The sequence below is a fragment of the Shewanella xiamenensis genome, assembly GCF_024971755.1.
In the GTDB taxonomy this organism is placed as follows: Bacteria; Pseudomonadota; Gammaproteobacteria; order Enterobacterales; family Shewanellaceae; genus Shewanella; species Shewanella xiamenensis.
Genome location: NZ_CP079718.1, coordinates 3,751,091 through 3,776,364, shown reverse-complemented (window position 1 = coordinate 3,776,364; position 25,274 = coordinate 3,751,091). Strand labels below are relative to the sequence as shown.

Annotated in this window: 21 protein-coding genes; 9 read left to right on the top strand and 12 right to left on the bottom strand. The window is 46.5% G+C overall.

All coding sequences use genetic code 11. The features are described 5' to 3' along the window. Nucleotides 1–241: 241 nt before the first annotated feature. Both KXJ80_RS17745 and KXJ80_RS17740 read right to left on the bottom strand, forming a co-directional pair. Nucleotides 242–1,351, bottom strand: coding sequence for an anhydro-N-acetylmuramic acid kinase (locus KXJ80_RS17745; RefSeq protein WP_218738159.1), 1,110 nt, complete (start codon nt 1,349–1,351; stop codon nt 242–244). 20 nt (nt 1,352–1,371) lie between these two features. Beyond that, nucleotides 1,372–2,769 (bottom strand): peptidoglycan DD-metalloendopeptidase family protein, encoded by a 1,398-nt coding sequence (locus tag KXJ80_RS17740; RefSeq protein ID WP_218738160.1) that lies wholly within the window; start codon nt 2,767–2,769, stop codon nt 1,372–1,374. A 126-nt stretch (nt 2,770–2,895) separates the two neighbouring features. Here KXJ80_RS17740 and tyrS point away from each other — a divergent pair, with 126 nt between their 5' ends. Then, the gene (gene tyrS, locus KXJ80_RS17735; protein WP_218677716.1) at nt 2,896–4,092 is read left to right on the top strand and encodes a tyrosine--tRNA ligase; all 1,197 of its coding nucleotides are present in this window, start codon (nt 2,896–2,898) and stop codon (nt 4,090–4,092) included. A 144-nt stretch (nt 4,093–4,236) separates the two neighbouring features. Here tyrS and KXJ80_RS17730 read toward each other — a convergent pair whose 3' ends face one another. The 8 genes from KXJ80_RS17730 to gltB form a co-directional block, all read right to left on the bottom strand. Next, nucleotides 4,237–4,665, bottom strand: coding sequence for a hypothetical protein (locus KXJ80_RS17730; RefSeq protein ID WP_037427601.1), 429 nt, complete (start codon nt 4,663–4,665; stop codon nt 4,237–4,239). Nucleotides 4,666–4,788: 123 nt separating this feature from the next. Then, complete coding sequence (locus KXJ80_RS17725; protein WP_218738161.1) at nt 4,789–5,280, bottom strand: nuclear transport factor 2 family protein; 492 nt, start codon at nt 5,278–5,280, stop codon at nt 4,789–4,791. Between the two features lies 1 nt (nt 5,281). After that, on the bottom strand, nt 5,282–5,908 hold the full coding sequence (locus tag KXJ80_RS17720) for a trimeric intracellular cation channel family protein (RefSeq protein WP_069454479.1): 627 nt from the start codon (nt 5,906–5,908) through the stop codon (nt 5,282–5,284). Then, nucleotides 5,905–6,282 (bottom strand): DUF2721 domain-containing protein, encoded by a 378-nt coding sequence (locus tag KXJ80_RS17715; RefSeq protein ID WP_037415657.1) that lies wholly within the window; start codon nt 6,280–6,282, stop codon nt 5,905–5,907. Before KXJ80_RS17715 ends, KXJ80_RS17720 begins: the two co-directional genes overlap by 4 nt. Nucleotides 6,283–6,337: 55 nt before the next feature. Next, nucleotides 6,338–7,327 (bottom strand): cobalamin biosynthesis protein CobD/CbiB, encoded by a 990-nt coding sequence (locus KXJ80_RS17710; protein WP_069454480.1) that lies wholly within the window; start codon nt 7,325–7,327, stop codon nt 6,338–6,340. Nucleotides 7,328–7,358: 31 nt separating this feature from the next. Further along, entirely contained in the window at nt 7,359–8,069 is a 711-nt protein-coding gene (locus tag KXJ80_RS17705; protein ID WP_218738162.1) for a 5'-methylthioadenosine/adenosylhomocysteine nucleosidase, read from the bottom strand. A gap of 247 nt (nt 8,070–8,316) precedes the next feature. Then, entirely contained in the window at nt 8,317–9,723 is a 1,407-nt protein-coding gene (locus KXJ80_RS17700) for a glutamate synthase small subunit GltD family protein (RefSeq protein ID WP_023266773.1), read from the bottom strand. A 6-nt stretch (nt 9,724–9,729) separates the two neighbouring features. After that, nucleotides 9,730–14,178, bottom strand: a complete 4,449-nt coding sequence (gene gltB, locus KXJ80_RS17695; protein ID WP_218738163.1) for a glutamate synthase large subunit — start codon at nt 14,176–14,178, stop codon at nt 9,730–9,732. Nucleotides 14,179–14,764: 586 nt separating this feature from the next. On the opposite strand from gltB, the gene mnmL reads away from it, so the two are divergent. The 3 genes from mnmL to oxyR all read left to right on the top strand — a co-directional run bounded on the left by mnmL (nt 14,765) and on the right by oxyR (nt 17,386). Continuing rightward, nucleotides 14,765–15,694, top strand: a complete 930-nt coding sequence (gene mnmL, locus KXJ80_RS17690) for a tRNA modification radical SAM protein MnmL/YtqA (protein ID WP_218738610.1) — start codon at nt 14,765–14,767, stop codon at nt 15,692–15,694. 185 nt (nt 15,695–15,879) lie between these two features. Beyond that, nucleotides 15,880–16,245, top strand: a complete 366-nt coding sequence (locus tag KXJ80_RS17685; protein ID WP_037415552.1) for an Hpt domain-containing protein — start codon at nt 15,880–15,882, stop codon at nt 16,243–16,245. Nucleotides 16,246–16,474: 229 nt separating this feature from the next. Further along, on the top strand, nt 16,475–17,386 hold the full coding sequence (gene oxyR, locus KXJ80_RS17680) for a hydrogen peroxide-inducible genes transcriptional activator OxyR (protein ID WP_050991326.1): 912 nt from the start codon (nt 16,475–16,477) through the stop codon (nt 17,384–17,386). A gap of 29 nt (nt 17,387–17,415) precedes the next feature. Here oxyR and KXJ80_RS17675 read toward each other — a convergent pair whose 3' ends face one another. Next, a complete protein-coding gene (locus KXJ80_RS17675; protein ID WP_211164521.1) occupies nt 17,416–18,423 on the bottom strand; it encodes an adenylate/guanylate cyclase domain-containing protein in 1,008 nt (335 codons plus the stop codon). 183 nt (nt 18,424–18,606) lie between these two features. Further along, entirely contained in the window at nt 18,607–19,278 is a 672-nt protein-coding gene (gene mutH, locus KXJ80_RS17670; protein ID WP_218738164.1) for a DNA mismatch repair endonuclease MutH, read from the bottom strand. Nucleotides 19,279–19,967: 689 nt separating this feature from the next. Here mutH and rppH point away from each other — a divergent pair. The 5 genes from rppH to thyA are packed head-to-tail and all read left to right on the top strand — an operon-like array spanning nt 19,968 to nt 25,255. After that, nucleotides 19,968–20,492: an RNA pyrophosphohydrolase gene (gene rppH / locus KXJ80_RS17665; RefSeq protein WP_037415562.1), complete on the top strand. Its 525-nt coding sequence runs from the start codon at nt 19,968–19,970 to the stop codon at nt 20,490–20,492. 23 nt (nt 20,493–20,515) lie between these two features. Further along, on the top strand, nt 20,516–22,750 hold the full coding sequence (gene ptsP, locus KXJ80_RS17660) for a phosphoenolpyruvate--protein phosphotransferase (RefSeq protein WP_218738165.1): 2,235 nt from the start codon (nt 20,516–20,518) through the stop codon (nt 22,748–22,750). A gap of 58 nt (nt 22,751–22,808) precedes the next feature. Continuing rightward, the gene (locus KXJ80_RS17655; protein ID WP_037415568.1) at nt 22,809–23,609 is read left to right on the top strand and encodes a sulfite exporter TauE/SafE family protein; all 801 of its coding nucleotides are present in this window, start codon (nt 22,809–22,811) and stop codon (nt 23,607–23,609) included. A 45-nt stretch (nt 23,610–23,654) separates the two neighbouring features. Then, nucleotides 23,655–24,461 (top strand): prolipoprotein diacylglyceryl transferase, encoded by an 807-nt coding sequence (lgt, locus tag KXJ80_RS17650; protein WP_037415571.1) that lies wholly within the window; start codon nt 23,655–23,657, stop codon nt 24,459–24,461. Next, complete coding sequence (thyA, locus tag KXJ80_RS17645; RefSeq protein ID WP_218738166.1) at nt 24,461–25,255, top strand: thymidylate synthase; 795 nt, start codon at nt 24,461–24,463, stop codon at nt 25,253–25,255. Before lgt ends, thyA begins: the two co-directional genes overlap by 1 nt. Nucleotides 25,256–25,274 lie beyond the last annotated feature (19 nt).

Genomic DNA, 25,274 nt, shown 5'->3' with positions numbered 1-25,274 from the left:
GGCTTTGCGTGTTTACGGCTTAGTTAACAACCACTTTAGCAAGTTTGTATGACACAACTGTGATCAAGCATAGATGGGTTTTAAGTATTTAGATTAATATCAAAGACAAAGATAACTTTAATGTGAGGGGATATTGGTTGTTGGCAGTGTTTTTGAATTGGCTTTATTAAAAGTGATTTAGTCGATAGAAGAAGAGAATCATCAGGACACAAATACTCGAGAGCATTTGTGTCCATTAATGTTACTTAGCGCTAAAACGTCCACCCAAAACGGCTTCGCGGGAGGCGCCAGTGACGGCGGGTAGATTGGCTGGCAGGCCTAAGTGATGGCGCATCGCAAGCCATGCAAAGGCGATGCCTTCGGCCCATTTAGGATCGACTCCGAGTGCTGAGGTGGTATCGATATGATAATTCGGCAGTAACTCTGCTAAACGCTGCATTAGCTCGCCATTGAAAGCACCACCACCACAGACAAATAATTCCCCTGTTTTGGCGAGTTTAAGGATGTCGCGGGCAATACTGTGACAGGTTAAATCGAGCAGTGTCGATTGAATATCTTCTTCATCTAATTGATTAAACGCCGATAATTGCTGCTCTAACCAGGCCTGATTAAATAGTTCTCGCCCAGTACTCTTTGGATAAGCAAGGGAGAAATAAGGGTGCGACAACAATTGCGCGAGTAGCTGTTGATCGGTTTTACCCGATGCTGCCCAAGTACCATTTTTGTCATAGGGTTCATTCTTTACTTGCTGAATCCAGGCATCAATTAAGGTGTTGCCCGGCCCAGTATCAAAACCTAAGACTTCATCGCTATTACCAGGCAGATAGGTGATATTGGCAATACCACCAATATTGAGGATGATGCGTTTTTTTCCGACTTGGGCAAAGGTTTGCTGGTGAAAAGCGGGCACTAATGGCGCGCCTTGGCCGCCTAAGGCGATGTCTTTGCGGCGAAAATCGGCAATCACATCTATGCCCGTTTCGGTTGCTATGGTGTTGGGATCGCCAATCTGCAGGGTAAAACCTACCTCAAGATTTGGCATATGGCGCACAGTTTGGCCATGGCTACCAATGGCTATGATGTCTTCTTTGGCTATCAGGGCTTTGGCGAGCAAGTTATTGACTGCAAGAGCAAATAATTTGCCAACACTGCGGTCTAGGCGGCCAAGTCGGTTGATTTCATCATTGCCTGGCAGACACAGGCGTTGTAATCCTTTGAGCAAATGGCTCGGGATCGCCTCGGTATGCGTTGCAATCAGCTGCGGCTGTTCGCCCGCAAAGTCGACTAGCACAGCATCGACACCATCCATACTGGTGCCTGACATCAGTCCAATATAATAAGCCTTGTTCATTTGATGGGATCCATCCGTCGTTATTGCATCGCCAATTGGGTTTGCTTGTTCTGTGAAATGCTTGCCATCAACTGTTTGCTGATAGTATCGAATTGAGATTTTTCTTTACGGGCGATTGATTCGGCCTTGGGCAAATCCACTGTTCTTGGATTGCGGTGCACCCCATTGACGATAAATTCATAGTGTAGGTGAGCACCCGTGACGCGTCCTGTTTTGCCCAATGTGCCAATAATTTGCCCCTGCTTAACGCTAGCCCCTTTGCTGACATTACGCTTGGTCAAATGTAAATACTTGGTCGTGTAGGTATCGTTGTGCTTAATGAACACATAGTTACCATTAAATTGATTGTAGCCGGATTCGATAACTCGTCCATTGCCTGCCGCTTTAATGGGGGTGCCAATTGCGGCAACATAGTCAACACCACGATGAGCTTTAACTTGTCCTGTCACTGGATGCAGGCGTCTAGGATTAAAGTTTGAACTGACATATTTAAAGTCAACCGGTGAGCGTAAGAATGCCTTACGCATACTTGTTCCATTTTCGGAATAGTAGTTACCGTCGGTGTAGCGCACTGCAGTGTAGCGCTCATCTTGGTTAATAAACTCCGCAGCTAAGATATTGCCATTACGTAAAAACTCGCCTTCGGCATACTCTTGCTCATAGATAATGGCGAAGCTATCGCCCTCGCGTAAATCTAAGGCAAAGTCGATATCCCAGCCAAACACGGTCGAGAGTTGCATAATTTGGTTAGCATTTAAACCCGCATCTACAGCAGCGTTCCAGAAGTTACTCTTAATTTTCGCGCTGGTGAATTGAGTGCGAATTTCAATGTCTTTTTCGGTGATTTTTTCAAAATACCTGTCGTGATCTTTAGTGATCACTAAGGTTGATATCGCATCAACACGGTAGCGCACTTCGGTTAAATCACCATTGACGTCCTTAGAGATCACAATTTCTTCGCCAGGAATGATTTTTAATAGATTCTGCTTGGCGAGCGGTAACTGAGTGATTTCATATACATCTTTGCTGGTGAGTCCTGCTCGCTCAAAAACGGCGGCTAAAGTATCGCCATTCTTAACATTAAAATGCTCAACATCCCTATGGTGGGCGCTCTCTAGGGTTTCGGGGGCTGAATGATTACCCGCAGCTAACGCGTCTACTGAAGACAATGCTGTGGCTTGATTTGCCTCATCCTGTGTTTGTCCTTCAATGCCTTCTGGACGCCCTGGTGAGCGAAAGGCTAAGGGCACATCGTAACGGGTGTTGACTTGATGATCTGCAATACCTTGAGTTTGTCTTGAAGCTTGGGCTTCTTCAGATGGAAAGAGCAAGGTTATCATTGTGATAACAGAAAGAATGCTGAGGAGAATTTGATGCTTTTTAGGCAACAATTTAAATAACGTTATAACCTTTCCCATTGACGCCGATACCGATAACCTAAGGCTTGAATAATCCCGTTAGTGTACACACTTTCAATTGTGGTGGCTAACAAGTAACATAAGTCTCCTCATTTTATGACTATGGCCTTAGGAGTCCCCGCCGAGATGGCTGATTTAGACCAAGTATTAGCAGAAATTAGACGTGGTACCGACGAGATCCTACTCGAATCGGATCTGCTGGAAAAACTCAAAGAAGGACGTCCACTTCGTATCAAGTTAGGCGCAGATCCTACTGCACCGGATATCCATCTTGGACACACAGTAATTTTAAATAAGTTAAGATTATTCCAAGAGTTAGGTCATGAGGTCATTTTCTTAATTGGTGACTTTACCGGTATGGTGGGTGATCCAAGTGGTAAAAACAGCACTCGTCCACCACTGACTCGTGAGCAAGTGTTAGCCAATGCCGAGACCTATAAAGAGCAGGTCTATAAAATTCTTGACCCAGCAAAAACCCGTATCGAGTTCAACTCGAGTTGGTTAGAGCCATTGGGCGCGGCCGGTATGATCCGTTTAGCCTCGCAGCAAACCGTTGCTCGTATGATGGAACGTGATGACTTTAAGAAGCGTTATGCATCGGGTCAATCAATCGCTATCCACGAATTTATGTATCCGCTACTGCAAGGATATGACTCTGTAGCTCTCAAGGCCGACGTTGAATTAGGGGGGACTGACCAGAAGTTCAACCTATTAATGGGTCGTGAGTTACAGAAAGCCGAAGGCCAAAAACCACAAGCTGTGATTATGATGCCACTGCTTGAAGGTTTAGATGGTGTGAAGAAAATGTCTAAATCGGCGCACAACTACATTGGTGTGAGTGAGCCCGCCAATGAAATGTTCGGCAAGATCATGTCGATTTCTGACGAATTAATGTGGCGTTACTTTGAGCTGCTGTCATTCCGTCCTTTGGCCGAGATTGAACAGTTCAAACAAGATATCGCCAACGGTGCTAACCCTCGTGATACCAAGATTGCGCTTGCGAAGGAAATCATCGCGCGCTTCCACGACGAAGTCGCTGCTGAAAGTGCCCATCAAGCCTTTATTGACCGTTTCCAAAAGGGTGCTATCCCTGATGATATCCCAGAGGTTGAACTAGCGGCGGGTGAAGGCTTAGCGATTGCTAACTTACTTAAAGATGCCGACTTAGTCGGTTCGACTTCCGATGCGATGCGTATGATCAAGCAAGGCGCGGTGAAGATGGATGGCGAGAAGGTTGACGATAGCCGTATGACCTTAAGCGCTGGCACGGTTGCCGTATTCCAAGTCGGTAAGCGTAAGTTTGCGAAAGTGACTCTGGTTTAAGCTGAATCGGATGTCACCATGTGACTACAGCCAGTGAGTGCTTAAACGGTTAATAAGTACTTACCAAGCAGTAAAAAAAGCGCCTAAGGGCGCTCTTTTTATATCTGCATTTTATCTGGTGCTGGCTACATGTGAGATGCAGGCTTAAGGTGCCGTACTGGCCTCATGTTCACCAATATTACATCTGTCGGTGCCAAAATGCTGGCCATCACGACACTTCCAAGCTAGTTGAGCTGAATCGACCTGCCAGCGTTGGGCATCTTTTTTGAGTGATAAAATCAACAGCATTTGTGGATGTTGTTTAGATATTTCACTCACTTGATAGGTCAATATTCCATACTTTGTCGGCTGGGTCCGAACTAGGGTGAACTTTTGCCCCGCGTATTGGTTACTTATGGTTTTGGGATCTTCACTCCAAGCTTGATGTTGTGCTTGGGCAACACGCAGTTGTTGATTGAAATGGCTTACAGGTTGCACCGCATAGGAAACAATAATCGGCTGCTGCGCTTGTGCGTTGGGCACGAGTATCAAAGCATTTAGGGCGAGCAGGGCTATCAGTCCAAAAAACTTCATACAAACCTCATTGAAACTAAACGAACGAATTAGGCATTCAGCGCCATGGTTCGGTCGCATGACTCATTGTAGATTTCGACTCATTTTTAGGGCTCAAGTTTCAATAAAAGCGAAATTTTGTGACTACTGCATCGCTAATTGGTCTGACATGGTCTGATAGTCAATCAGATCCACATGCTCTGCGATTCTATGGTTGCGCATATCAAGTTTAAGGCTAGTCACGCCAGGGATAGCGACATCAATGATTTTGCCGGGCTTACCAAATTGCTCCCCAGGCCCCTTAAAGTGATAGTTACCAATCATCACCACTAATGAGCCCGCGTTATACATATGCTCGATATTAAAATCATATTCGAGCACTCCCTCATGGGCGCGCTCGAAAAAGTCGATAATAAAACGACCACCCGTGTATTTACGATTGGCAGTTTTATCGAAGAAAATACTATCGCGGTTATAGAATTTGCCGAGTGTTTTATAGTCGTGTTCAGTGAGCGCGTTCATATATTTGATGGCTAACTGTTGTTCCGCAGGCATTTCCCCTGAGTTTGCATGTACAGACACAGGAAACAGCGCTGGAATAAACATAAGGCAGACTAAAAGACACAATATTCGCAAACTATTCCCTCTTGGTTTTGAGATCAAAGGCGGGTAACGACAAATGCCATTTGATGGCGCATAGGCGGATCATTAATGCACTGGTCATGGCTAAAAACAGTGCCGTTTTTTCGCCCATACCCAAGGCTAAGCTTACGGTATAACCAATACCGCCGATAATTGAGGCCGTGGCATAGATTTCTGTGCGCAACACCATAGGGATTTGTCGGCACAGTAAGTCTCGAATAATGCCTCCTCCAACGCCTGTGATCAAGCCCATCACGACGGCAATCATGCCACTTAGCCCCATATTGAGGGCTTTTTCTGCACCAATCACAGTGAACAGGGCTAAACCTAAGGCATCAGCTACGGGGAGCGTATACTCCGGCATCTTGCGTGGTCGGCGTACTAACAGCAAACAAGCTAGGACAGTGGCGAGTATGACTATGATGTAGTTCGGGTCGCGGATCCAAAACACGGGTGTGGCGCCAATCAGCGCATCACGGATACTGCCACCACCTATAGCAGTGACCGATGCGAGCACTATCACCCCAAAGGGGTCCATGCGATGACGTCCTGCAGCTAAGGCGCCAGACAGGGCAAATACTGCCGTGCCACATAAATCGAAGAAGTAAATCCAATGGTTCATTTACTCATCTCTTTGATATGGATATTCAGCGCATCCACAGAAATACGAATTTCAATGACAGATAAAATCAGTGAATAAAGTAGGAGTAACAAGCTGGCACCAAAGATGATGGAGCCAGTCTTGTTAAAACCGATATAAATAAAAATCATACAGAGCACACACAGGGCAAAACTTGATACACCAGCTTCCTGCATGCGGCGAATAATCCTGATCCGCTGACTTAAGTTTTTAATCTGATCCTGATGCACGGGTTTGTCGCCGTTACTTAACTGACGGATCAATGCTGCCAGTGCAAAGAATCGGTTGGTATAAGCAAGTAATAGCAAAGAAATTGCCGGAAATAACAACGCAGGAGTTGTTAATGAGACATGCATGTTTTCGAACAAGATAGTCAGCCTTTAACCTAATGTTAAGATGAGAGGCATCATATCACAGGGTTTGTAGCCAGCGTAAACCCGCCCAAAGGAAGGGAAGAAGCGTGATAAAACTAAACCAAATTGCGCAGGCGCGTGAGGTGAGTTTTACTGCGGGGGTAATACTCTCATGGTGCGGCTGTGGGCCATAGACTATCTTTGCTACATCAATGCGTTGCCCCGAAAACTTCTGCGGTCCGCCTAATTCAATCCGTAAAATATTCGCCACTAAGGACACACTCATCACATAACCCCGTAGGGCGGGATGATTTTTAGAGGTGCGAAACAGCAATGCCAAGGCTTTAGGGCCACCCTGAATCGCAATAGACAGGCTCCATAACCAAGCGGGTATTGCCAGTAGTACCGTTGAGATAATATTCACAGTACTGCAAAAATGCTGATATTTAGGTTGTATAGGTGGCCAGCTGAGCTCGAGTTGTTTAATCATTCTGACCGCCAGCACCATAGGCGCACCCGCGATCGCAAAGAAGAAGATAGTCGAAGCCGTACCGTAAATTGGCGCTGTAGCCAATTTTTCAATCGTCGCTTTGGTTAAGCCCACTTCCGATAGGTTATCCGTATCACGGACAACCCACGGCTGTAATAGCTTTTTTGCGCTGGCATTATCCTCGCGTTTTAATGCCTTAGCGATTTCGTCGGCGACTTGGCTAAAGCCTGCATCACTCAAACACAGATAGAGTACTAAAAACTCAAAAAACCAAGGGAAAGCCGCGAGCTCGAGCAAAAAGGTAATAATCGCCCAAAAAGGAAACACTAAGAGCAGCATGGCCAAAAAGCCAGCCGTTGCTTGCTGGCTTGGTGAGCGCTCAGAGCGGTTTACTTTAGCGGCGAGTTGTTTAGCTAAGTGACTAAACCAAATCAGCGGCTGCATTTCCCTTGGCAATGGCGCTAAACGCGCCAGCAATAAAGCAAAGAAAAGTACCAAGAAGCCTTCAAACAAAGCGCCATCAATTTCGACAAGTTGTTGATAAAAAGAACTGTGCATCAGGTACTTTCCGCAATCATGCTTTAGTCAATTACTTTACTGAGTTTGGATCTAATTGCTCAAGCAGCAACATCACCATCAATGCTGAATGGTAGCCTGCCTTCACAATGTAAGAATCGAAGTCGACCGGTGAGTCGTTGTTGGCGTTGTCAGAGAGCGAGCGGATCACCACGAATGGCACGCCAAACTGGTGACATACTTGGGCAATTGCCGCGCCTTCCATCTCACAGGCCGCCATCGTTGGGAAGTGTTCCAACATGGTTTTGGTGCGAACTGGGTCGCAAATAAAGCTATCGCCAGTACAGATTAAGCCTTCAATGGCTTTCACTTCGCCTAATTGTGTGATGGCCTTATTGGCCGCTTCGACTAAGTATGGCGTCGGAATAAACGCCGCAGGTTGCTGCGCCATTTGGCCAATTTCATAACCAAATGCGGTCACATCTACATCGTGGTGGCGCACTTCGGATGAAATCACGATATCGCCAATCGACAGTGAATCGACAAAACCACCCGCAGAACCTGTGTTGATTACCGCATCGGGGGCGTATTTTTCAATCAGCAGTGTGGTAGCGATACTGGCGGCGACTTTACCAATACCAGAGCGCGTCACTACAACGTCTTTGCCCGCTAAGGTGCCAGCGATAAATTCAATACCTGCAATCGTTTGCGATGAGGCGTTTGTCATAGCCGCAATAAGATGGGCAACTTCTGGCTCCATTGCGCCAATAATACCAATTTTCATGGGAGACCCTTTTGATTCAACTGAATGTGTGATGCCACTAAAAGAGTGGGATAACAGAATGGTGGCTAATATACCACAGTTATGCTTTGACGTTATTGTGGGATTGCGATTGCTTGATTGGGGTGGGATAAAACGCGCGGAAGGTAAAAAAATGCGCACCCTAAGGTGCGCCAAAATTCACAAGCAAATGGTGGACTCGTGGGTACGAGTCCGAGACTCACTGGTACAGCGGTACAACAAAAAACAATTAATCTAAGTAGTTAAGAATACCTTGCGCGGCATCACGTCCTTCGGCAATTGCGGTCACAACCAGATCCGAGCCACGGACCATATCGCCGCCAGCAAATACCTTTGGATTGGTGGTTTGGAATGGGTTATCGGCCTGTTTACTGGCTTTTACTCGGCCCCATTGGTCGAGTTCAATGCCATAATCGGCAAACCAAGGCGCAGGGCTAGGTTGGAAACCGAAAGCGATAATCACCGCATCGGCGTCGAGTAACTGCTCGCTGCCTTCAATTGCTTCGGCACGTTGACGGCCACTCGCATCGGCTTTACCCATTTGAGTTTCAACGCATTCCACACCCACCACTTTACCGTCCTGGGTTTTAATCGCCACGGGTTGACGGTTAAACAGGAAGTTCACTCCCTCTTCACGGGCGTTTTGCACTTCGCGGCGTGAACCCGGCATGTTGGCTTCATCACGGCGATAGGCACAAATCACACTGCTGGCCCCTTGGCGCACGGCGGTGCGAACACAGTCCATGGCGGTATCACCACCACCTAAGACCACCACACGTTTACCGGCAAGGTTGAGGTAAGGGGTGTCTGGATTACTGCTGCCCATCAGGTGATGAGTGTTACCTATCAAGTAGGGTAGGGCTTGGTACACACCTTGGGCATCTTCGCCCTCAAGGCCCGCTTTCATGGCGGTGTAGGTTCCCATTCCGAGGAAGACGGCATCGTATTCCTCAAGCAGTTGGTTAAAGGCAACATCCTTACCCACAGTGACGCCCAGTTTGAACTCGATGCCCATGCCTTCTAACACTGTGCGGCGAGTTGCCATCACGGCTTTATCCAGTTTAAAGGCGGGAATACCGTAGGTCAGCAGGCCACCAATCTGGGGATACTTATCAAACACCACAGCCTTAACCCCATTACGGGCAAGAATATCGGCGCAGCCTAAACCAGCAGGGCCAGCGCCCACAATCGCGACCTTTTCCTTGCGTGGCGTGACCTTGCTCATATCCGGACGCCAGCCTTGGGCAATGGCGGTATCAGTAATATATTTCTCCACATTACCGATAGTCACGGCGCCAAAGTCGGCGTTTAGGGTACAAGCCCCTTCACAGAGTCTGTCCTGTGGGCAGACGCGGCCGCAGATCTCGGGTAGGGTATTGGTCTCATGGACTAAATCCGCCGCTTCCATGATCCGCCCTTGCTGCGCCAGTTTCAGCCAGTTGGGAATATAGTTGTGCAGCGGGCATTTCCACTCACAATAAGGGTTGCCGCAATCGAGGCAACGGTCCGCCTGTTCAGTCACCTGAGCTTGAGCAAAGGGCTGATAAATCTCAATAAACTGAGTCGAACGCTTTGCTGCAGGGTGTTTAGTTGGGTCTTTGCGACCCACTTCAATAAATTGAAAATCGTTACTCATCTGCTATTACCCCGCTTTAACTGCTAGTTCCGGGCTCGATTGCTCTAATTTGAGCAGATCTGCAACGGCGATATTTTTCGGTTTCACTAAAACAAAGCAATCTAACCAGTTGGCGAAGTCGCTTAAGATCATCTTCGCGTGCTCACTGCCGGTTTCGGCCACATGCTCTTCAATCAAGCCTTTCAAATGCTGTTGATGGATAGGTGACTCGAGTTTTTGGGTATCGACAAGCTCGTTATTCACGCGGCGGTTAAAGCGGCCAAATTGGTCGAAGACATAAGCAAAGCCGCCCGTCATCCCTGCGCCGAAGTTGACCCCAGTTTTACCGAGCACGACAACGATACCGCTGGTCATGTATTCGCAGCCGTTATCGCCTAAGCCTTCAACTACGGCAATGGCGCCCGAGTTACGTACCGCGAAGCGTTCACCCGCTTGACCCGCGGCGAAGAAGCGTCCGCCAGTCGCGCCATACAGACAAGTGTTACCGACAATCGCGCTGCGCTCGCTCTGGAATGGACTCCCTAGCGGTGGATAAATCACAATCTTGCCGCCCGACATGCCTTTACCAACGTAGTCGTTGGCATCACCGCAGAGCTTGAGTTCAAGGCCGAGGCTGTTCCATACCCCAAAGCTTTGGCCGGCGCTGCCGTTAAAGCTGAGTTTTATCGGTGACTTAGTGCCTTTAACACCAAGGGTGGTCGCGATATAGCCCGATAGGCGTGCGCCCACTGAGCGGTCAGTGTTGTTGATACTGTAAGCGGCATCGAAACACTCGCCCTTATCGACCGCACTCTGGCACTCGTTGAGCAAATGTTGGTTGAGTAAGCCTAAATCTGCTGGTGGATTGGTTTCCTGCCAGGTGCGCGAGGTGCTGGCTCTGACCTTCGGCTGATACAGGATCGGCGCTAAATCGAGTCCGCGTTGTTTATCGGTCTGGCCTTCTAAGGTATGTAGCCACTCACTGCGGCCCACTAAGTCTTCGAACTTGCTGACCCCTAGGGTTGCCATCCACTCGCGCACTTCCTCGGCGACAAACTCAAAGTAAGTCATCACTCGCTCTGGTAAGCCGTGGTAGTGGTTATCGCGCAGTTTTTTGTCCTGAGTTGCGACACCGGTAGCGCAGTTGTTCAGGTGGCAAATACGCAAGTATTTACAACCTAAGGCAATCATAGGCACAGTCCCGAAGCCAAAGCTCTCGGCGCCGAGTAAGGCCGCCTTGATGACGTCGGTTCCGGTTTTTAGGCCGCCATCGACCTGCAAGCGGATCTTATGGCGTAGGCCATTTTCCACCAGAGATTGGTGCACTTCGGCAAGGCCGAGTTCCCATGGGCTGCCGGCGTATTTCACCGAGGTGATAGGGCTCGCGCCCGTGCCGCCATCGTAGCCAGAAATAGTGATCATATCGGCGTAGGCTTTTGCCACACCGGTGGCGATCGTGCCGACACCTGGCTCAGACACTAACTTCACGGAGATCAGTGCCTTGGTATTGATTTGTTTTAAATCGAAAATCAGCTGGGCTAAGTCTTCGATAGAGTAAATATCATGGTGTGGTGGTGGTGAAATTAGTGTTACACCGGGACGCGCGTGGCGCAGCCCTGCAATTTCCACACTCACCTTATGGCCTGGCAATTGGCCGCCTTCACCGGGTTTTGCACCCTGGGCCACTTTAATCTGCAACACATCGGCATTGACTAGGTAATGGGCGGTTACGCCAAAACGTGCCGAGGCAATTTGTTTAATTGCCGAGTTACGTTCGGTGTTAAAGCGGCGAGCATCCTCACCACCTTCACCCGAGTTAGAGCGGCCACCTAAACGGTTCATTGCAATGGCTAATGCTTCATGAGCCTCGGGGCTTAAGGCACCGATACTCATGGCCGCACTGTCAAAACGTGGGAACAAGTTACTAGCAGCTTCGACCTTATCCAGTTCAATTGCGGCTTGGTCAGCCTTAATGCCAATCAAATCCCTTAGGGTGGCAACTGGACGGTTATCGACTAATTCGGCAAACTTCTTATAGGTCGCAAAATTCTTGTCAATTAAGGATGCCTGCAGCGTGTTGACCACATCTGGGTTGAAGCAGTGGTACTCACCGCCATCTACGTATTTGAGTAAACCGCCTTGTGGCAGTGGCACATGGGCGCGGTAAGCGGCCTTGTGCAGTAGTGCTTGATCGTTGGCGATATCCTCAAAGCTTGCGCCTTCTATACGGCTCACCACACCTTTAAAGCACAGTTCAATCACATCACTGGCGATACCAATGGCTTCAAACTGCTGGCTACAACGGTAGGAGCCGACGGTGCTGATCCCCATCTTCGACATGATCTTACGTAGACCCTTCTCGATGCCGTAACGGAAGTTGAGCATCAATGCCGTGGTGTCGGTCAGTCCATGACGTTTAGCCAGATCTGAGATTGATTCATACACTAAATAGGGATAAATCGCCGTGGCGCCAAAGCCGAGTAGCACTGCAAAGTGGTGCGGATCTCGCGCCGAGGCGGTCTCAACAATGATGTTGGTATCGCAGCGTAGGCTCTTACTCACCAGCATTTGTTGTACTGCGCCGACTGCCATGGCCGCTGGGATTACCTGCGCCGATTTATCAATCGCACGGTCGGATAAAATCAGCAGCGTAGTGCCACTTCGGGCTAAACGCTCGGCTTCCGAGGTGATGCGGCGAATCGCCTGTTCTAAGCCTTCTTTCGGATCGTAGTTTAAATCGACGATATTGGCGCGATAGTAAGTGCTATCTAATCCGAGTAATTGATTGAAATCACTGAATAATAAGATCGGTGAGTTGAACATCACTCGATAGGCATGGCCAGTCGTTTCGTTGAAGAGGTTTTGTTCGCGGCCAATGCAGGTCGCCAGAGACATCACGTGCTTTTCACGCAATGGATCGATAGGCGGGTTAGTGACTTGAGCGAATTTTTGCCTGAAATAGTCATAGAGCGAGCGTGACTTTTTCGACAATACGGCCATTGGTGTATCATCGCCCATGGAGCCTGTCGCTTCTTCGCCTTGTTTTGCCAGCACCCAAATCACTTGTTCAAGTTCTTCGCGGGTGTAACCAAATTGCTTTTGGTATTGCAGTAGTTGCTCAGGACTTAATTCACTGGCGCCATGTTGCTCTGTCGTTAGCTGCTCGGCAGGAATTAAAGTACGACTGTTTTTCGCCATCCATTCTTTGTAGGGGTGGCGACGCTTAAGATCGTTATCGATTTCGAATGACTGATATAGACGGCCATTTAATGTATCTAACACTAACAGCTCGCCTGGGCCGACACGGCCTTTTTCAATCACTTCATCGGCGGCGTAGTCCCAAATGCCGACTTCTGAGGCGAGGGTTAAGATACGATCTTTGGTGATCACATAACGAGATGGGCGCAGACCGTTACGATCGACCGCGCAAGCGGCGTGGCGACCGTTGGTCATTACGATACCCGCTGGACCATCCCATGGCTCCATATGCATGGAGTTAAAGTCATAGAAGGCTTTTAGCTCGTCATCCATCTCAGGGTTACTTTGCCATGCTGGCGGGATCAGCAAACGCATGGCGCGGTATAAGTCCATCCCGCCAGAGAGCAGCATCTCGAGCATATTGTCGAGGGAGGAAGAGTCTGAACCCGTTTCATTCACAAACGGCGCTGCCTGCTGTAAGTCAGGCAGCAGCGGCGAATTAAATTTATAGGCACGGGCACGGGCCCATTGACGGTTACCGGTAATCGTATTGATCTCGCCGTTATGGGCAAGATACCTGAAGGGTTGAGCGAGTGGCCATTTAGGTGACGTATTGGTTGAAAAGCGTTGATGGAATAGACAAATGGAGCTCTTCAAACGGATGTCGGCAAGGTCGGGATAGAATGCGGGCAGGTCGGCTGGCATCATCAAGCCTTTGTAGACGATGACTTGGCCAGAAAGACTTGCGACATAAAAGTCTTTATCGTCAGTAATTTGTTGCTCTAAACGGCGGCGAGCCATGTAGAGACGTCGCTCAAGGTCTTTCTCACGCCAACCAATGGGGGCGTTAATCAGCACTTGATAGATTTGCGGTAGGCTCGATTTACCAATCTCACCCAATACCTCTGGATTGATAGGGACTTTACGCCAACCAGCGATACTTAATGTTTCACGCTCCAGTTCGCGTTCGAGGATGAATTTAGCTTGGTCGGCTAATTCCTCATCTTGGCTTAAAAACAACATGCCTACAGCGAATTTGCGGCTCAAGTGCCAGTCATTTTCTGCGGCTACGGCCTCAAAGAATTGCAATGGTAGCTGCATCAATAAACCACAGCCGTCCCCAGTTCGACCATCAGAGGCGATACCGCCACGGTGTTTCATGCGATCAAGGCCATGGATAGCTGTGCGCACGATACGATGACTGGCTTCGCCATCCATTTGTGCAATCAAGCCAAACCCACAATTGTCCCGCTCAAAACTGGGATGATATAAGCTCATACAAAAACCTCCCTTGACCTCAACGAAATTACTACTCGGGAGAAATGTAAAGACTTTCTATAGATATGCACCCGAACCACCCAAATTATCCTGAGATTAACTAAAGGTCAAACCAAAATTTTGCATAAAATATGGGTATTAATTCATGTTTCATACACAAAACATAATTGCTTGACGTTAACGTTAACTGATTAAAGTGCCGTATAACATTATGAATAAAAAGAATTTTAAAAAATGAAAAACTTGTAAGTTACCAAAATGTAACATTGACGCGGATTGTTTTTGATTTAGAAATAGTGATTTTTATTGCAAATACAGTGTTTGTATAAAAATATGAAATAAGTGAATTGTTATTCTGTTTGGTTGTGAGTGCTATCACAGAATGTAAAGGCACTGTGAGGGGCGGCTCAGGTTTTTAGCTTGGATATGGTGAATATTATGAGAGTTTGATTTACCGCCAAGAAAAGTGTGCTCGCTTTGTTTATCATGAGTTTTTTCGTCTATACACACATCATTATTTCTTCTTTCTTGTGATTTTATCTTGGTTATTTTTAATGAAACGACATGAAATATGGCAGGCGAGCTAATGGGGCTCGATGCATACGTAAACACATTTGGTGCTGTTTGTAAGGCTAAATACGGTGAGCGATTACGCAAGCTCACCATAGATGCCAAATTCACTTGTCCTAACCGTGACGGCACGCTTGGACGTGGTGGTTGTACCTTTTGCAACGTGGCGTCCTTTAGTTATCAGCAAACGGAAACACTTAGCATCAGTGAGCAGCTAGAACAAGGGAAAGCCCGTTATAAAGAGGCGAAACCCAAGCTGAATGCGGATAAGTTTATCGCTTATTTTCAGGCTTATACGAGCACTTATGATGAGTATCAAGTGTTGATGGCTAAATACGATGAGGCGGTCAAAGACAGTGAGATTGTGGGCCTGTGTGTTGGCACTCGTCCTGACTGTGTGCCAGATAATGTGTTAGATTTACTAGCAAGTTACCAGCAAAAAGGCGTTGATGTGTGGTTGGAGCTTGGGCTACAAACCGCCAACGACAAGACGCTACACAAGATTAATCGTGGCCATGATTTTGCCTGTTATTGCGATACCGTTTTGCGGGCGAGAAGCCGCGGTTTAAAGGTGTGTACTCACCTTATCTTAGGTTTACCCGGTGAAACTCGTCTCGATTACATGGCGACCCTTCAGGCCGTGCTGACGCAGGGCGTAGATGGTTTAAAGCTGCATCCATTACATGTGGTTGAGGGCAGTACTATGGCAAAAGCTTGGCGCACAGGGCGCTTACCTTTGCTCAGTATTGAGGAGTATGCGGCTTGTGTCGGCGAACTGGTTCGGCATACACCGAAAGAGGTGATATTTCATCGGGTGACCGCCTATGCGAAAAAACCGATACTGCTGGCACCCGATTGGTGTGGTTATCGTTGGAATGGCTTAGTGGCGATTGTTGAGGATCTTGCGAGTAAGGGTGGACAAGGGGCGGCATTAGCGCGACCATAATGTCCATATTTGCTGAATGGATTCATTTGGTAATTTTTTATCGCTAATAGTATTTGATATAGTTGATTTTTTGTTAATAAAAACATCTTTTGACCACAAATGCTGCTATAAGTTGCGCTGACAATTTTAGTGGGTATCATGTCATAAATTTGTTTTAAGCATTGGACTACTTAAGGGAGGCCTAGATGGCCACAGTTGAATTAGAGACAATTCTAGATCTCAATACGTTAGAACAGTATTGCAGCGCGATTGGTGCCGGTACTTTGCTAAAGAGCGTGGTGTTATTTGAGCAATTAATGCCTGAATATGTTGGGAATCTAGTAAAGGCTAACGAAGCTGCTGACAAGGACACTTTATGTTCAGAGGCCCACAAATTTAAAGGTGCAGCGGGTTCAGTTGGCTTAAAACGTATTCAGCAAATTGCCCAATTACTGCAGCATGGCGAAGAAGCGCGTTGGGAAGTTGAACATGCAACTTGGGTCGCGCAAATTGTTGAATTTGCGAGTGCCGATCTGCAGCAATTAAAGCAATTCTTACAGGCTAAAGCCTAGTTTGGTTTGCGAGGTGCGGCGTAAAGGTTGCACCTCGATAACTTCTTCCTTCTCGTTTTATCCCCTCTTTTGCTTTTCCCTCCTGTATTCTGAGTCGCCTCATGCGTTTTACCTTGATTGAAAATCGATTTTGCTCACACTATTGAGTAATTTAGCCGCGTTTTAGTTGATAACTTATGCTAGAGTTGATTAAATTTATTAATTCATAACCGTAGTGGCAATCGATAAAATGAAAAATTTACCTAGCCTTAAGAATCTATATTACTTGGTGAATCTTCATCAAGAGCAGAATTTTAATCGCGCCGCTAAGGTGTGTTTTGTCAGCCAATCGACTCTGTCAAGCGGCATTCAGAATCTTGAAGAACAGCTTGGCCACCAGTTAATTGAACGGGATCACAAGTCTTTTATGTTCACCGCTATTGGTGAGGAAGTAGTGCAACGTTCTCGCAAAATCCTCACGGATGTAGATGATTTGGTTGAATTGGTTAAAAACCAAGGTGAGCCTATGACGGGGGATATCCGCTTAGGTTGTATTCCTACCATTGCTCCATTTTTACTCAGCCGCGTTGTCAAACAGTGCCAACACGCTTATCCCGCGATGAGCCTATTACTCAAAGAGGATACAACAGAGCGCTTACTCGATGCGTTGGGTAAAGGGGAGTTAGATATACTCATTCTTGCTCTACCCGTTGATACCAGTGGCTACCACAGCATGAAGGTAGGTATTGATCCCTTTAAGATGGTTATCCACAAAGATTTAGTGGGGGGAATTCATCAGCCGATCGATTATCAGACATTACCTGATGAGAGTATTTTTCTGTTGCAGAGCGAGCATTGTATTACTGGCCATGCCATTACTGCTTGTCAGTTGGGCGACAGTGCTAAAGTCAATCCTTTTGCTGCCACGAGTCTGCATACCTTAGTACAAATGGTAAATAGCAAACTGGGCACAACGTTCTTACCGCAAATGGCGATTGATGCAGGGATTTTGAATGATACCGATCTGGTGGTAATGACTCCGCCAGGTGAAGCGCCATATCGCGATATCGGTTTAGTATGGCGACAAACAACCAGCCGAATTTTAACTTTCCGTACGCTAGGTTTATTGATCCAAAAATTGTTAGCTAACGAAACCGCATAATCACTGAGTATTTTTGCTTTTGGTGAGGTTTATAAAGGGGAAACACCAAACACTTCAATCGAGTGTTGTTTCCCTTTTAATTTAATTGGGCCCAGATTAGTCAAACGATACTCACTGTTAGGATTATCGAGTCGTCCCGCTAAGGCGCCAGAGATCAACATACGCTGTCCTAAGGGATTACATTGATCCTGCAGTCTCGCTAACGTATTTAGCACATCACTAAAGAAGCTAATTTCTTGTTTTTGAACACCAACAACTGCAGCAACGACTTGCCCACAGTGAGCCGCCGCTTTAAATTTAGGCACAAAACCATAGTGTTCTTCAAAGTAACGTCTCTGCCAATTTAATTGCTGGCTAAATTCAAAATAGATATTCATGCAGCGGTCGTGCACAACACCTTCCTCTAAGGGCCAATGGATTAATACGGCATCACCCATATAGCGGTAGATTTCAGCTTCGTTATTACTCACAGTATCTGAAAGTAAGCTAAAACTATCTTGGATTAGGCGACTAAAGCGATAATCGCCAAGAGATTCAGCATGAGTTGTTGAGGCGACCATATCTAAGTAAAGAAATAAACGCTGTTCGTATCTTGGCTTATGGTATTTGCCTAAACCAATATTGAGTAAAATACGTGGCCCAACTAAAAGCCCCATCTGCTCAACAAAGGCTAAGCTCACTCGTACAACGACTAAATAAACAATTAAGGCTTGGAATGAGGGACTATAGAGAATATGCGCCGTAAGCATTTGTCTAAGGGTCGACATGTGATTTTCAATGGCCCACATATTTAGAAATTGGGTCATATAAGCTAAGGTTGTCGCACCCAATAACAGGAACAATCCTTTAAAAATGACTGAGAAGATATAAGGTAGGCGATTGATAGCGCTAAAATCAGCTATCAGATTGGACATCCAGTGTAAGCTGCCAAAAATAATCCCCATATAGACAGCGAGTGTCGCGAGATCAGCCGAACCTACAGCCCATTGCGGCAGTTCTGGTGATTGGGCATATCGAAAAAACACGAATGCAGCCATGGCTATCGCCCAAGCTAATATCGCAAAAAGAAGTTTTTTCGCTTGTCTACGAGTTCTCACAACGGGTTTTGTATCCGAATACGGCCATATATTTCAGGATGCCGTAGTTTATAGAAAATCATCACTAGAGTGCCAGTGATATTTGTGATCTGGATCAATACAACGCTATATAGCTACGAAAATTTAACCAAACACTTTATTTAATATCATTGCTGTAAAGGCGGTCTTGAGATAAAAACCGCGAGGATTGGTCATTTTGAGGCTGCCATCCTCGGCAATACTTTGAGTCAATGCCTTACTATTAGCGGCTTTAGGGCGTAATTGGAGAACTTCACCGTGCCTAGCGGTGAGATTTTCGACTTTACCAAGAGCAATCAGCTCCATGATTTCTTCCCAATCCTGTTGCAGTAATGCTTGCTCTTGTAGATCGGGCTGCCACAGTATCGGTGTGCCAACTCTGCGTTCACCCACAGGGATATGTCGCTCCCCCTCTACTGGTACCCACAGTACTCGTTGTAACTTGTGACACACTAAGCTGTCTTGCCAAGTTAATCCTTCTATATTGGTCAGCGGTGCAACACACACATAGGTGGTTTCTAGTGGTTTGCCCTGATGATCAATGGGGATAGTTTTTAGCTCTACTCCGAGGTGAAGAAAATCTTGCTCGGGTTTCGAACCTGCTATCGCACCTAATTCCATTTCAATGAGTTGTCCTACCCAACCTTTATCGCGTTTCAGATTGTCGGGGACATGAATGCCGCGATGGGCAGCAATTTGCGCCAAAGATACGCCGGCCATCATATTAGCGCGTTCGAGCAATTCGCTCAGATTTTGAGGGGGAATAATAGGTTTCATAGGCGAATTTTACTGGAAAATAACTGCTTAGCAACCAAGGTCAAAAAATGAGCATTAAAAAAAGAATAAGTACACTGCTAGGTTTTTGTGTTTAAGCATTTGATTTATATTGTTTTTATCTGGTTTACGGCAGAGGTCAGTTAAAGTGTTCAAAGTTACTCTCGGCTTTCCCTTGCGTTTCTCACATATTTATCCACAGATATTATGGATAACTCACAATGCGTGTGCCTTTAACTGAATAAAATCTTTGAGTCAATGGTATTAAGTGGCATTTTAAATAGGAATGTGGGTAATTTTGGGTGTGCTCTGTGTATAACATTTAAGGATTACTCTAATTAAATAATAGAATTTATTTTAGGTTAAAAAGTGAGCGTTTGTGTATTTTGATAGATATCTTGTAAATTATTAAGGTTTATCTTGATGATTTATAGGTTATTTTTTTGATGTGGTATGCGTTGTGATGTATATTCTATTTGTTGTTTTTTGAACGATATACCTAGTTTACCCTAGTTTCAAACAGAGATATCCACAGAAAATGTGGATATCCCCTTAGATTAAGTCGATGAGTTGTTGATAAAGTAGTAAGTTGAAACTATTTATCCAAAGATAAGCTGAAAATAGAGGTTTGCTGAGAGACGGGCTTTGTGAAACAATCGCTTTATTAAAATTTATCCTTATTTGGAGTCCATGTGATTGATAGCGACGGCTTTCGCGCAAATGTGGGCATAATAATTTGTAACAGATATGGCCAAGTCATGTGGGCCAGACGGTTTGGACAACACTCATGGCAGTTTCCCCAAGGCGGTGTAGATGATGGTGAATCGGCCGAAGAGGCTATGTACCGTGAATTGTATGAGGAAGTTGGCTTAAAACCCGAGCATGTCACTATATTAACCTCGACGCGCTCTTGGCTAAGATACCGTTTACCTAAACGCTTAGTGAGACAGGACAGTAAGCCTGTGTGTATTGGCCAAAAGCAAAAGTGGTTTCTGTTACAACTCAAAAGCCAAGATAGTGCGATTAATTTAAGTTCTTCAGGCCACCCTGAGTTTGACGATTGGCGCTGGGTAAGTTATTGGTATCCGGTGCGGCAGGTTGTCTCATTTAAGCGTGATGTTTATCGTAAGGTCATGAAAGAATTTGCGGTAACGGCATTGTCATTCCAAACCCAGGAAATACCGAGGAAGCGGGTAAGACAAAAGACAACGGGCTGATTTTCAAAAGAGGATTGAAAACAGTGTTAAATACGCTCAGGGATATTACCCAAGCTGTGGCTTCTGCCCACAGCTTAGAAACCGCATTAGAAGTCCTAGTTTCATCGACCAAGTCTGCGATGGAAACCCAATGTTGCTCGGTCTATATCCTAGAGCAGCAAGAACTCGTTTTATCCGCAACCGATGGTCTCGAAAAGAGTGCTGTCGGTCGAGTGCGCATGCCTTTAACTCAGGGCTTGGTGGGCTTAGCTGCCGAGCGTGAGGAGGCGGTGAATTTAGCCGATGCACGTTTACATCCGCGCTTTAAGCTCTTTCCTGAGGTTGCAGAAGAAGAATACCGTGCCTTTTTAGCTGTCCCTATTATTTATCAAAAAGCGGTTGTGGGTGTGATTGTGGTGCAGCAAGCTAGTGCACGGCAATTTAGTGAAGGCGAAGAAGCCTTTTTAATGACCTTGGCTGCGCAGCTTGCGATGGCGATCCGAGGATTAAAACAAAAGGCGCAGGTCAGTTCACTCCATCAACAGATTTTATTCCAAGGGACATCTGCATCCAGTGGGATCGCTATTGCACACGCGTTAGTGCTCGGTGGGGAGATTTCCCTCGAACAGCCCGATGTGCGCTGCGAGGACATTGCCCTTGAATCCAGCCGTTTAGTCGCGGCAATGGGGCGTTGTAAAGAGGCGATTGGTGCGCTATCTCAGCGTTTCGACCGAGAACAGGATGAGGAGGTCGCCTCAATATTCAATGCCTTACAGTTACTACTCGATGATGCCAGCCTCGGTGGTGAATATACCCGTGAAGTACAGCAGGGCTGGGAGGCTGAATCGGCGGTGAGCCGGGTTTCGTTGCGTTATATTCAGCAGTTTTTGGCGATGGAAGATCCTTATCTCAAGGAGCGGGCGAGTGATATCCGCGATTTGGGGCAAAAGGTGCTAAGGCAATTGATTGAGCCTGAGCGATTAGAGCATGAACCTGATAAACCTGTAATTTTAGTGACGAAAGAAGCCGATGCTACAATGTTGGCTGAATTTCCTCGGCAAAAATTAGCCGGGATTGTGACCGAGCTCGGTGGCGTTAACTCCCATGCGGCGATTTTAGCGCGGGCGCTTGGTGTACCTGCGATTACAGGCGTTGAACAGTTGCTTTCCGCTGATATTGATCAAAAGCTGTTAGTCGTCAATGCCAGCCGTGGGCAGCTTATGGTGTCGCCATCGCCTGCAATTGTTAGCGAATACCGCAGTTTGATTTCGGCGCAAAAAGCGTTGCAGCGCCAATACGCACAGGAGCTAGCGCTGCCTTCTGTGATGCTTGATGGTACGCGAATTAGACTCTATCTCAATGCGGGATTACTCAGTGGTGTCGCCTCGGAAATTGCCGAAGGGGCAGATGGTATTGGGTTATATCGCACTGAAATCCCCTTTATGTTGCAGCAGCGTTTTCCGAGTGAATCCGAGCAGGTAAAGGTTTATCAACAGGTACTCTCAGCGGCTTCGGGTCGCCCTGTAGTAATGAGAACCTTAGACGTTGGCGGCGATAAGCCTTTGCCGTATTTCCCTATTAAAGAAGACAATCCTTTCCTCGGTTGGCGTGGTATTCGACTATCACTGGATCACCCTGAGCTGTTTCTTGTGCAGTTAAGGGCCATGTTACAGGCTGGCGCAGAAGGCAAGCAGTTAAGCATTTTGTTACCCATGGTCAGTAATTTAGATGAAATCGATCAAGCGTTAGCCTACTTAGAGCAGGCTTATATTGAACTCAAAAATGATGTCAACAGCAATATCGAAATGCCGCGTATTGGCATAATGCTCGAAGTGCCTGCAATGCTATATCAGTTAGATGAAGTGGCAAAGAGAGTGGATTTTGTGTCAGTTGGGAGTAACGATTTAACCCAATATTTACTCGCAGTCGATCGCAATAACCCGAGGGTCAGTTCATTATTTGACAGTTATCATCCGGGGATTTTGCGGGCCTTACATCAGGCAAGAATAGATTGTGAATATCATCATCTTGATATCAGTATCTGTGGTGAGTTGGCTGGCGAGCCCATGGGCGCGATCTTGCTTGTGGCGATGGGATACAACCAATTGAGTATGAACCAAGGCAGTTTAGCGCGAATTAACTATCTGCTGCGCCGAGTCTCTGGTGATGATTTAGCACAGTTACTCGCGCAGGCGTTAAGCCTATCTAACGGTTTCCAAGTGCGTGAGCTGGTTAAAGAATATTTTACTCAGCAAGGATTAGCCACAATTCTTAATTAACTAATCGTGCCTTTTGCTTTAAGCTAAGGCTTCACTTAATCACGCTGTAGGTATTCGTGTGGATAGTTTGTTGTTGGTGTTCTTTATTTGCTTGGCGTTAGGTGCGTTTGTCGGTTTTATGGCAGGATTATTAGGTATCGGCGGCGGCTTGATTGTCGTGCCTGCATTGCTTTATATTTTGCCATCGGTCGGTATTAGCTCTACGCAGCTACCTCATATTGCGATTGCCACTTCGCTAGCCGCCATTATTCTTACCTCTATTTCATCGGCACGTGCCCACCATAAGCGCGGTAATGTGCCTTGGGAATTGTTCAAATCAATGTTACCGGGCCTGATTATAGGCGCGCTGGCTTCAGGTTTTATTGCTGAGCGTATTCCTGCTGATGCTTTACAGAAAGGTTTTGCCATCTTTGTGATTTTAATGACAATTCAAATGGCTTATCCCGTAAAAGCCGAATCAAATCGCCAATTACCTAATTCAGTCGTGCTTTTTGTTGTATCGGCTTTGATTGCGGTTTTGGCCGGTTTGACAGGTATAGGTGGCGGTATACTGATAGTGCCATTTTTGACTTTTTATGGTTTACAGATGCGTCAAGCCGTGGGTTTTTCTGCTGCGATGGGCTTTTTAATCTCTCTTTCTGGCAGTTTCGGCTATATTATTGCGGGCATGAATGCCCCTGAATTGCCCTATGGTACCTTAGGCTATATCTATTTACCGGCGTTATTTGGCTTAATCATAACCTCAATTTTAATGGCTCCGGTTGGTGTGAAGGCTGCAAGCACTTGGCCCACCCCAGTCCTTAAAAAAATATTTGCACTTTTACTCCTTTGTGTCGGTCTCAAATTAATTCTGAGCTGATTTTTAGTTTTTAGCCCTCAATTTGAGGCTGTTGATGGATAAGTTATGGCATTGAATTTTCCCAATATCGATCCTGTGATCGTGAAGTTTGGTCCCTTTGATATTTTTGGACAAACCTTTGAACCTGCGCTGCGTTGGTATGGATTTACTTACTTAGTGGGTTTTGTGGCGGCGATGTGGTTACTCAATCGTCAGGCTGACCGTTCCAATGGTTTATGGACGAGAGAGCAGGTTTCCGATTTACTGTTTTATGGCTTCCTAGGGGTGATATTAGGCGGTCGTATTGGCTATGTGCTCTTCTATCATTTTGATTATTTTCTCGCTAGTCCAATGTATTTATTTAAAATTTCAGAAGGCGGCATGTCCTTTCACGGTGGTTTGATTGGGGTGATTACCGCCATGATTTATATCACTTGGAAGCAAAAGCGTACCTTCTTTGCCGTGGCGGATATGGTGGCGCCCGTGGTGCCTATTGGTCTTGGGGCCGGCCGTATCGGTAACTTTATTAATGGTGAGTTATGGGGCCGCGTGACTGATGTGCCTTGGGCTATGGTGTTCCCAAGCGGTGGACCAGAACCACGCCATCCCTCACAGCTCTATCAATTTGCTCTTGAAGGTGTTGCATTATTCTTGCTCCTTTATTGGTTCAGTAAACGTACTAAGAAAGTCGGCGCAGTATCGGGTATGTTCTTACTAGGCTACGGTATTTTCCGCGTGATTGTCGAAACGGTAAGGCAACCTGATGCACAGTTAGGCCTCTATTGGGGCTTTATGACAATGGGGCAGATCCTCTCAGTGCCGATGATCCTCTTCGGTTTATATTTAATTCTTCGTCCAGAGGGTAAGCAGTAATGCAGCAGTATTTAGACTTGATGAAACACATTTTAGCCGAAGGTGTGGATAAATCAGACCGTACAGGTACGGGGACTCGCTCGGTGTTTGGCTATCAAATGCGTTTCGATTTGAGTAAGGGTTTTCCTTTAGTCACAACGAAAAAGTGCCATATGCGTTCGATTATCCATGAGCTATTGTGGTTCCTGAAAGGGGAGACCAATATTGCTTATCTGCGTGACAATAAGGTCAGTATTTGGGACGAATGGGCCGATGAAAACGGCGATTTAGGCCCTGTTTACGGTGCACAGTGGCGCAGTTGGCCGACCCAAGGTGGTGAGGCTATCGATCAAATTTCGCAGGTCATTGCGCAAATTAAATCGCAACCCGACTCGCGCCGTTTGATTGTCTCTGCATGGAACGTGGGCGAGCTGGATAAAATGGCACTGGCGCCATGCCACGCGTTTTTCCAGTTTTATGTCGCCGACGGCAAATTATCCTGCCAGTTGTACCAACGCAGTTGTGATGTATTTTTAGGTTTACCATTCAATATCGCCAGCTATGCGTTGCTGACGATGATGGTTGCGCAACAATGTGATTTAGCCTTAGGTGACTTTGTTTGGACGGGTGGCGATACACATTTATACTCCAACCATATGGAGCAAACTGCGTTGCAGTTGACCCGTGAGCCAAGACCTTTACCCACCATGACATTTTTGCGTAAACCTGCTTCTATTTTCGATTATCAATTCGAAGACTTCGAACTGACCCACTACGATCCACATCCACATATTAAAGCGCCTGTTGCCGTTTAATGGCGAATTAATCGACCAA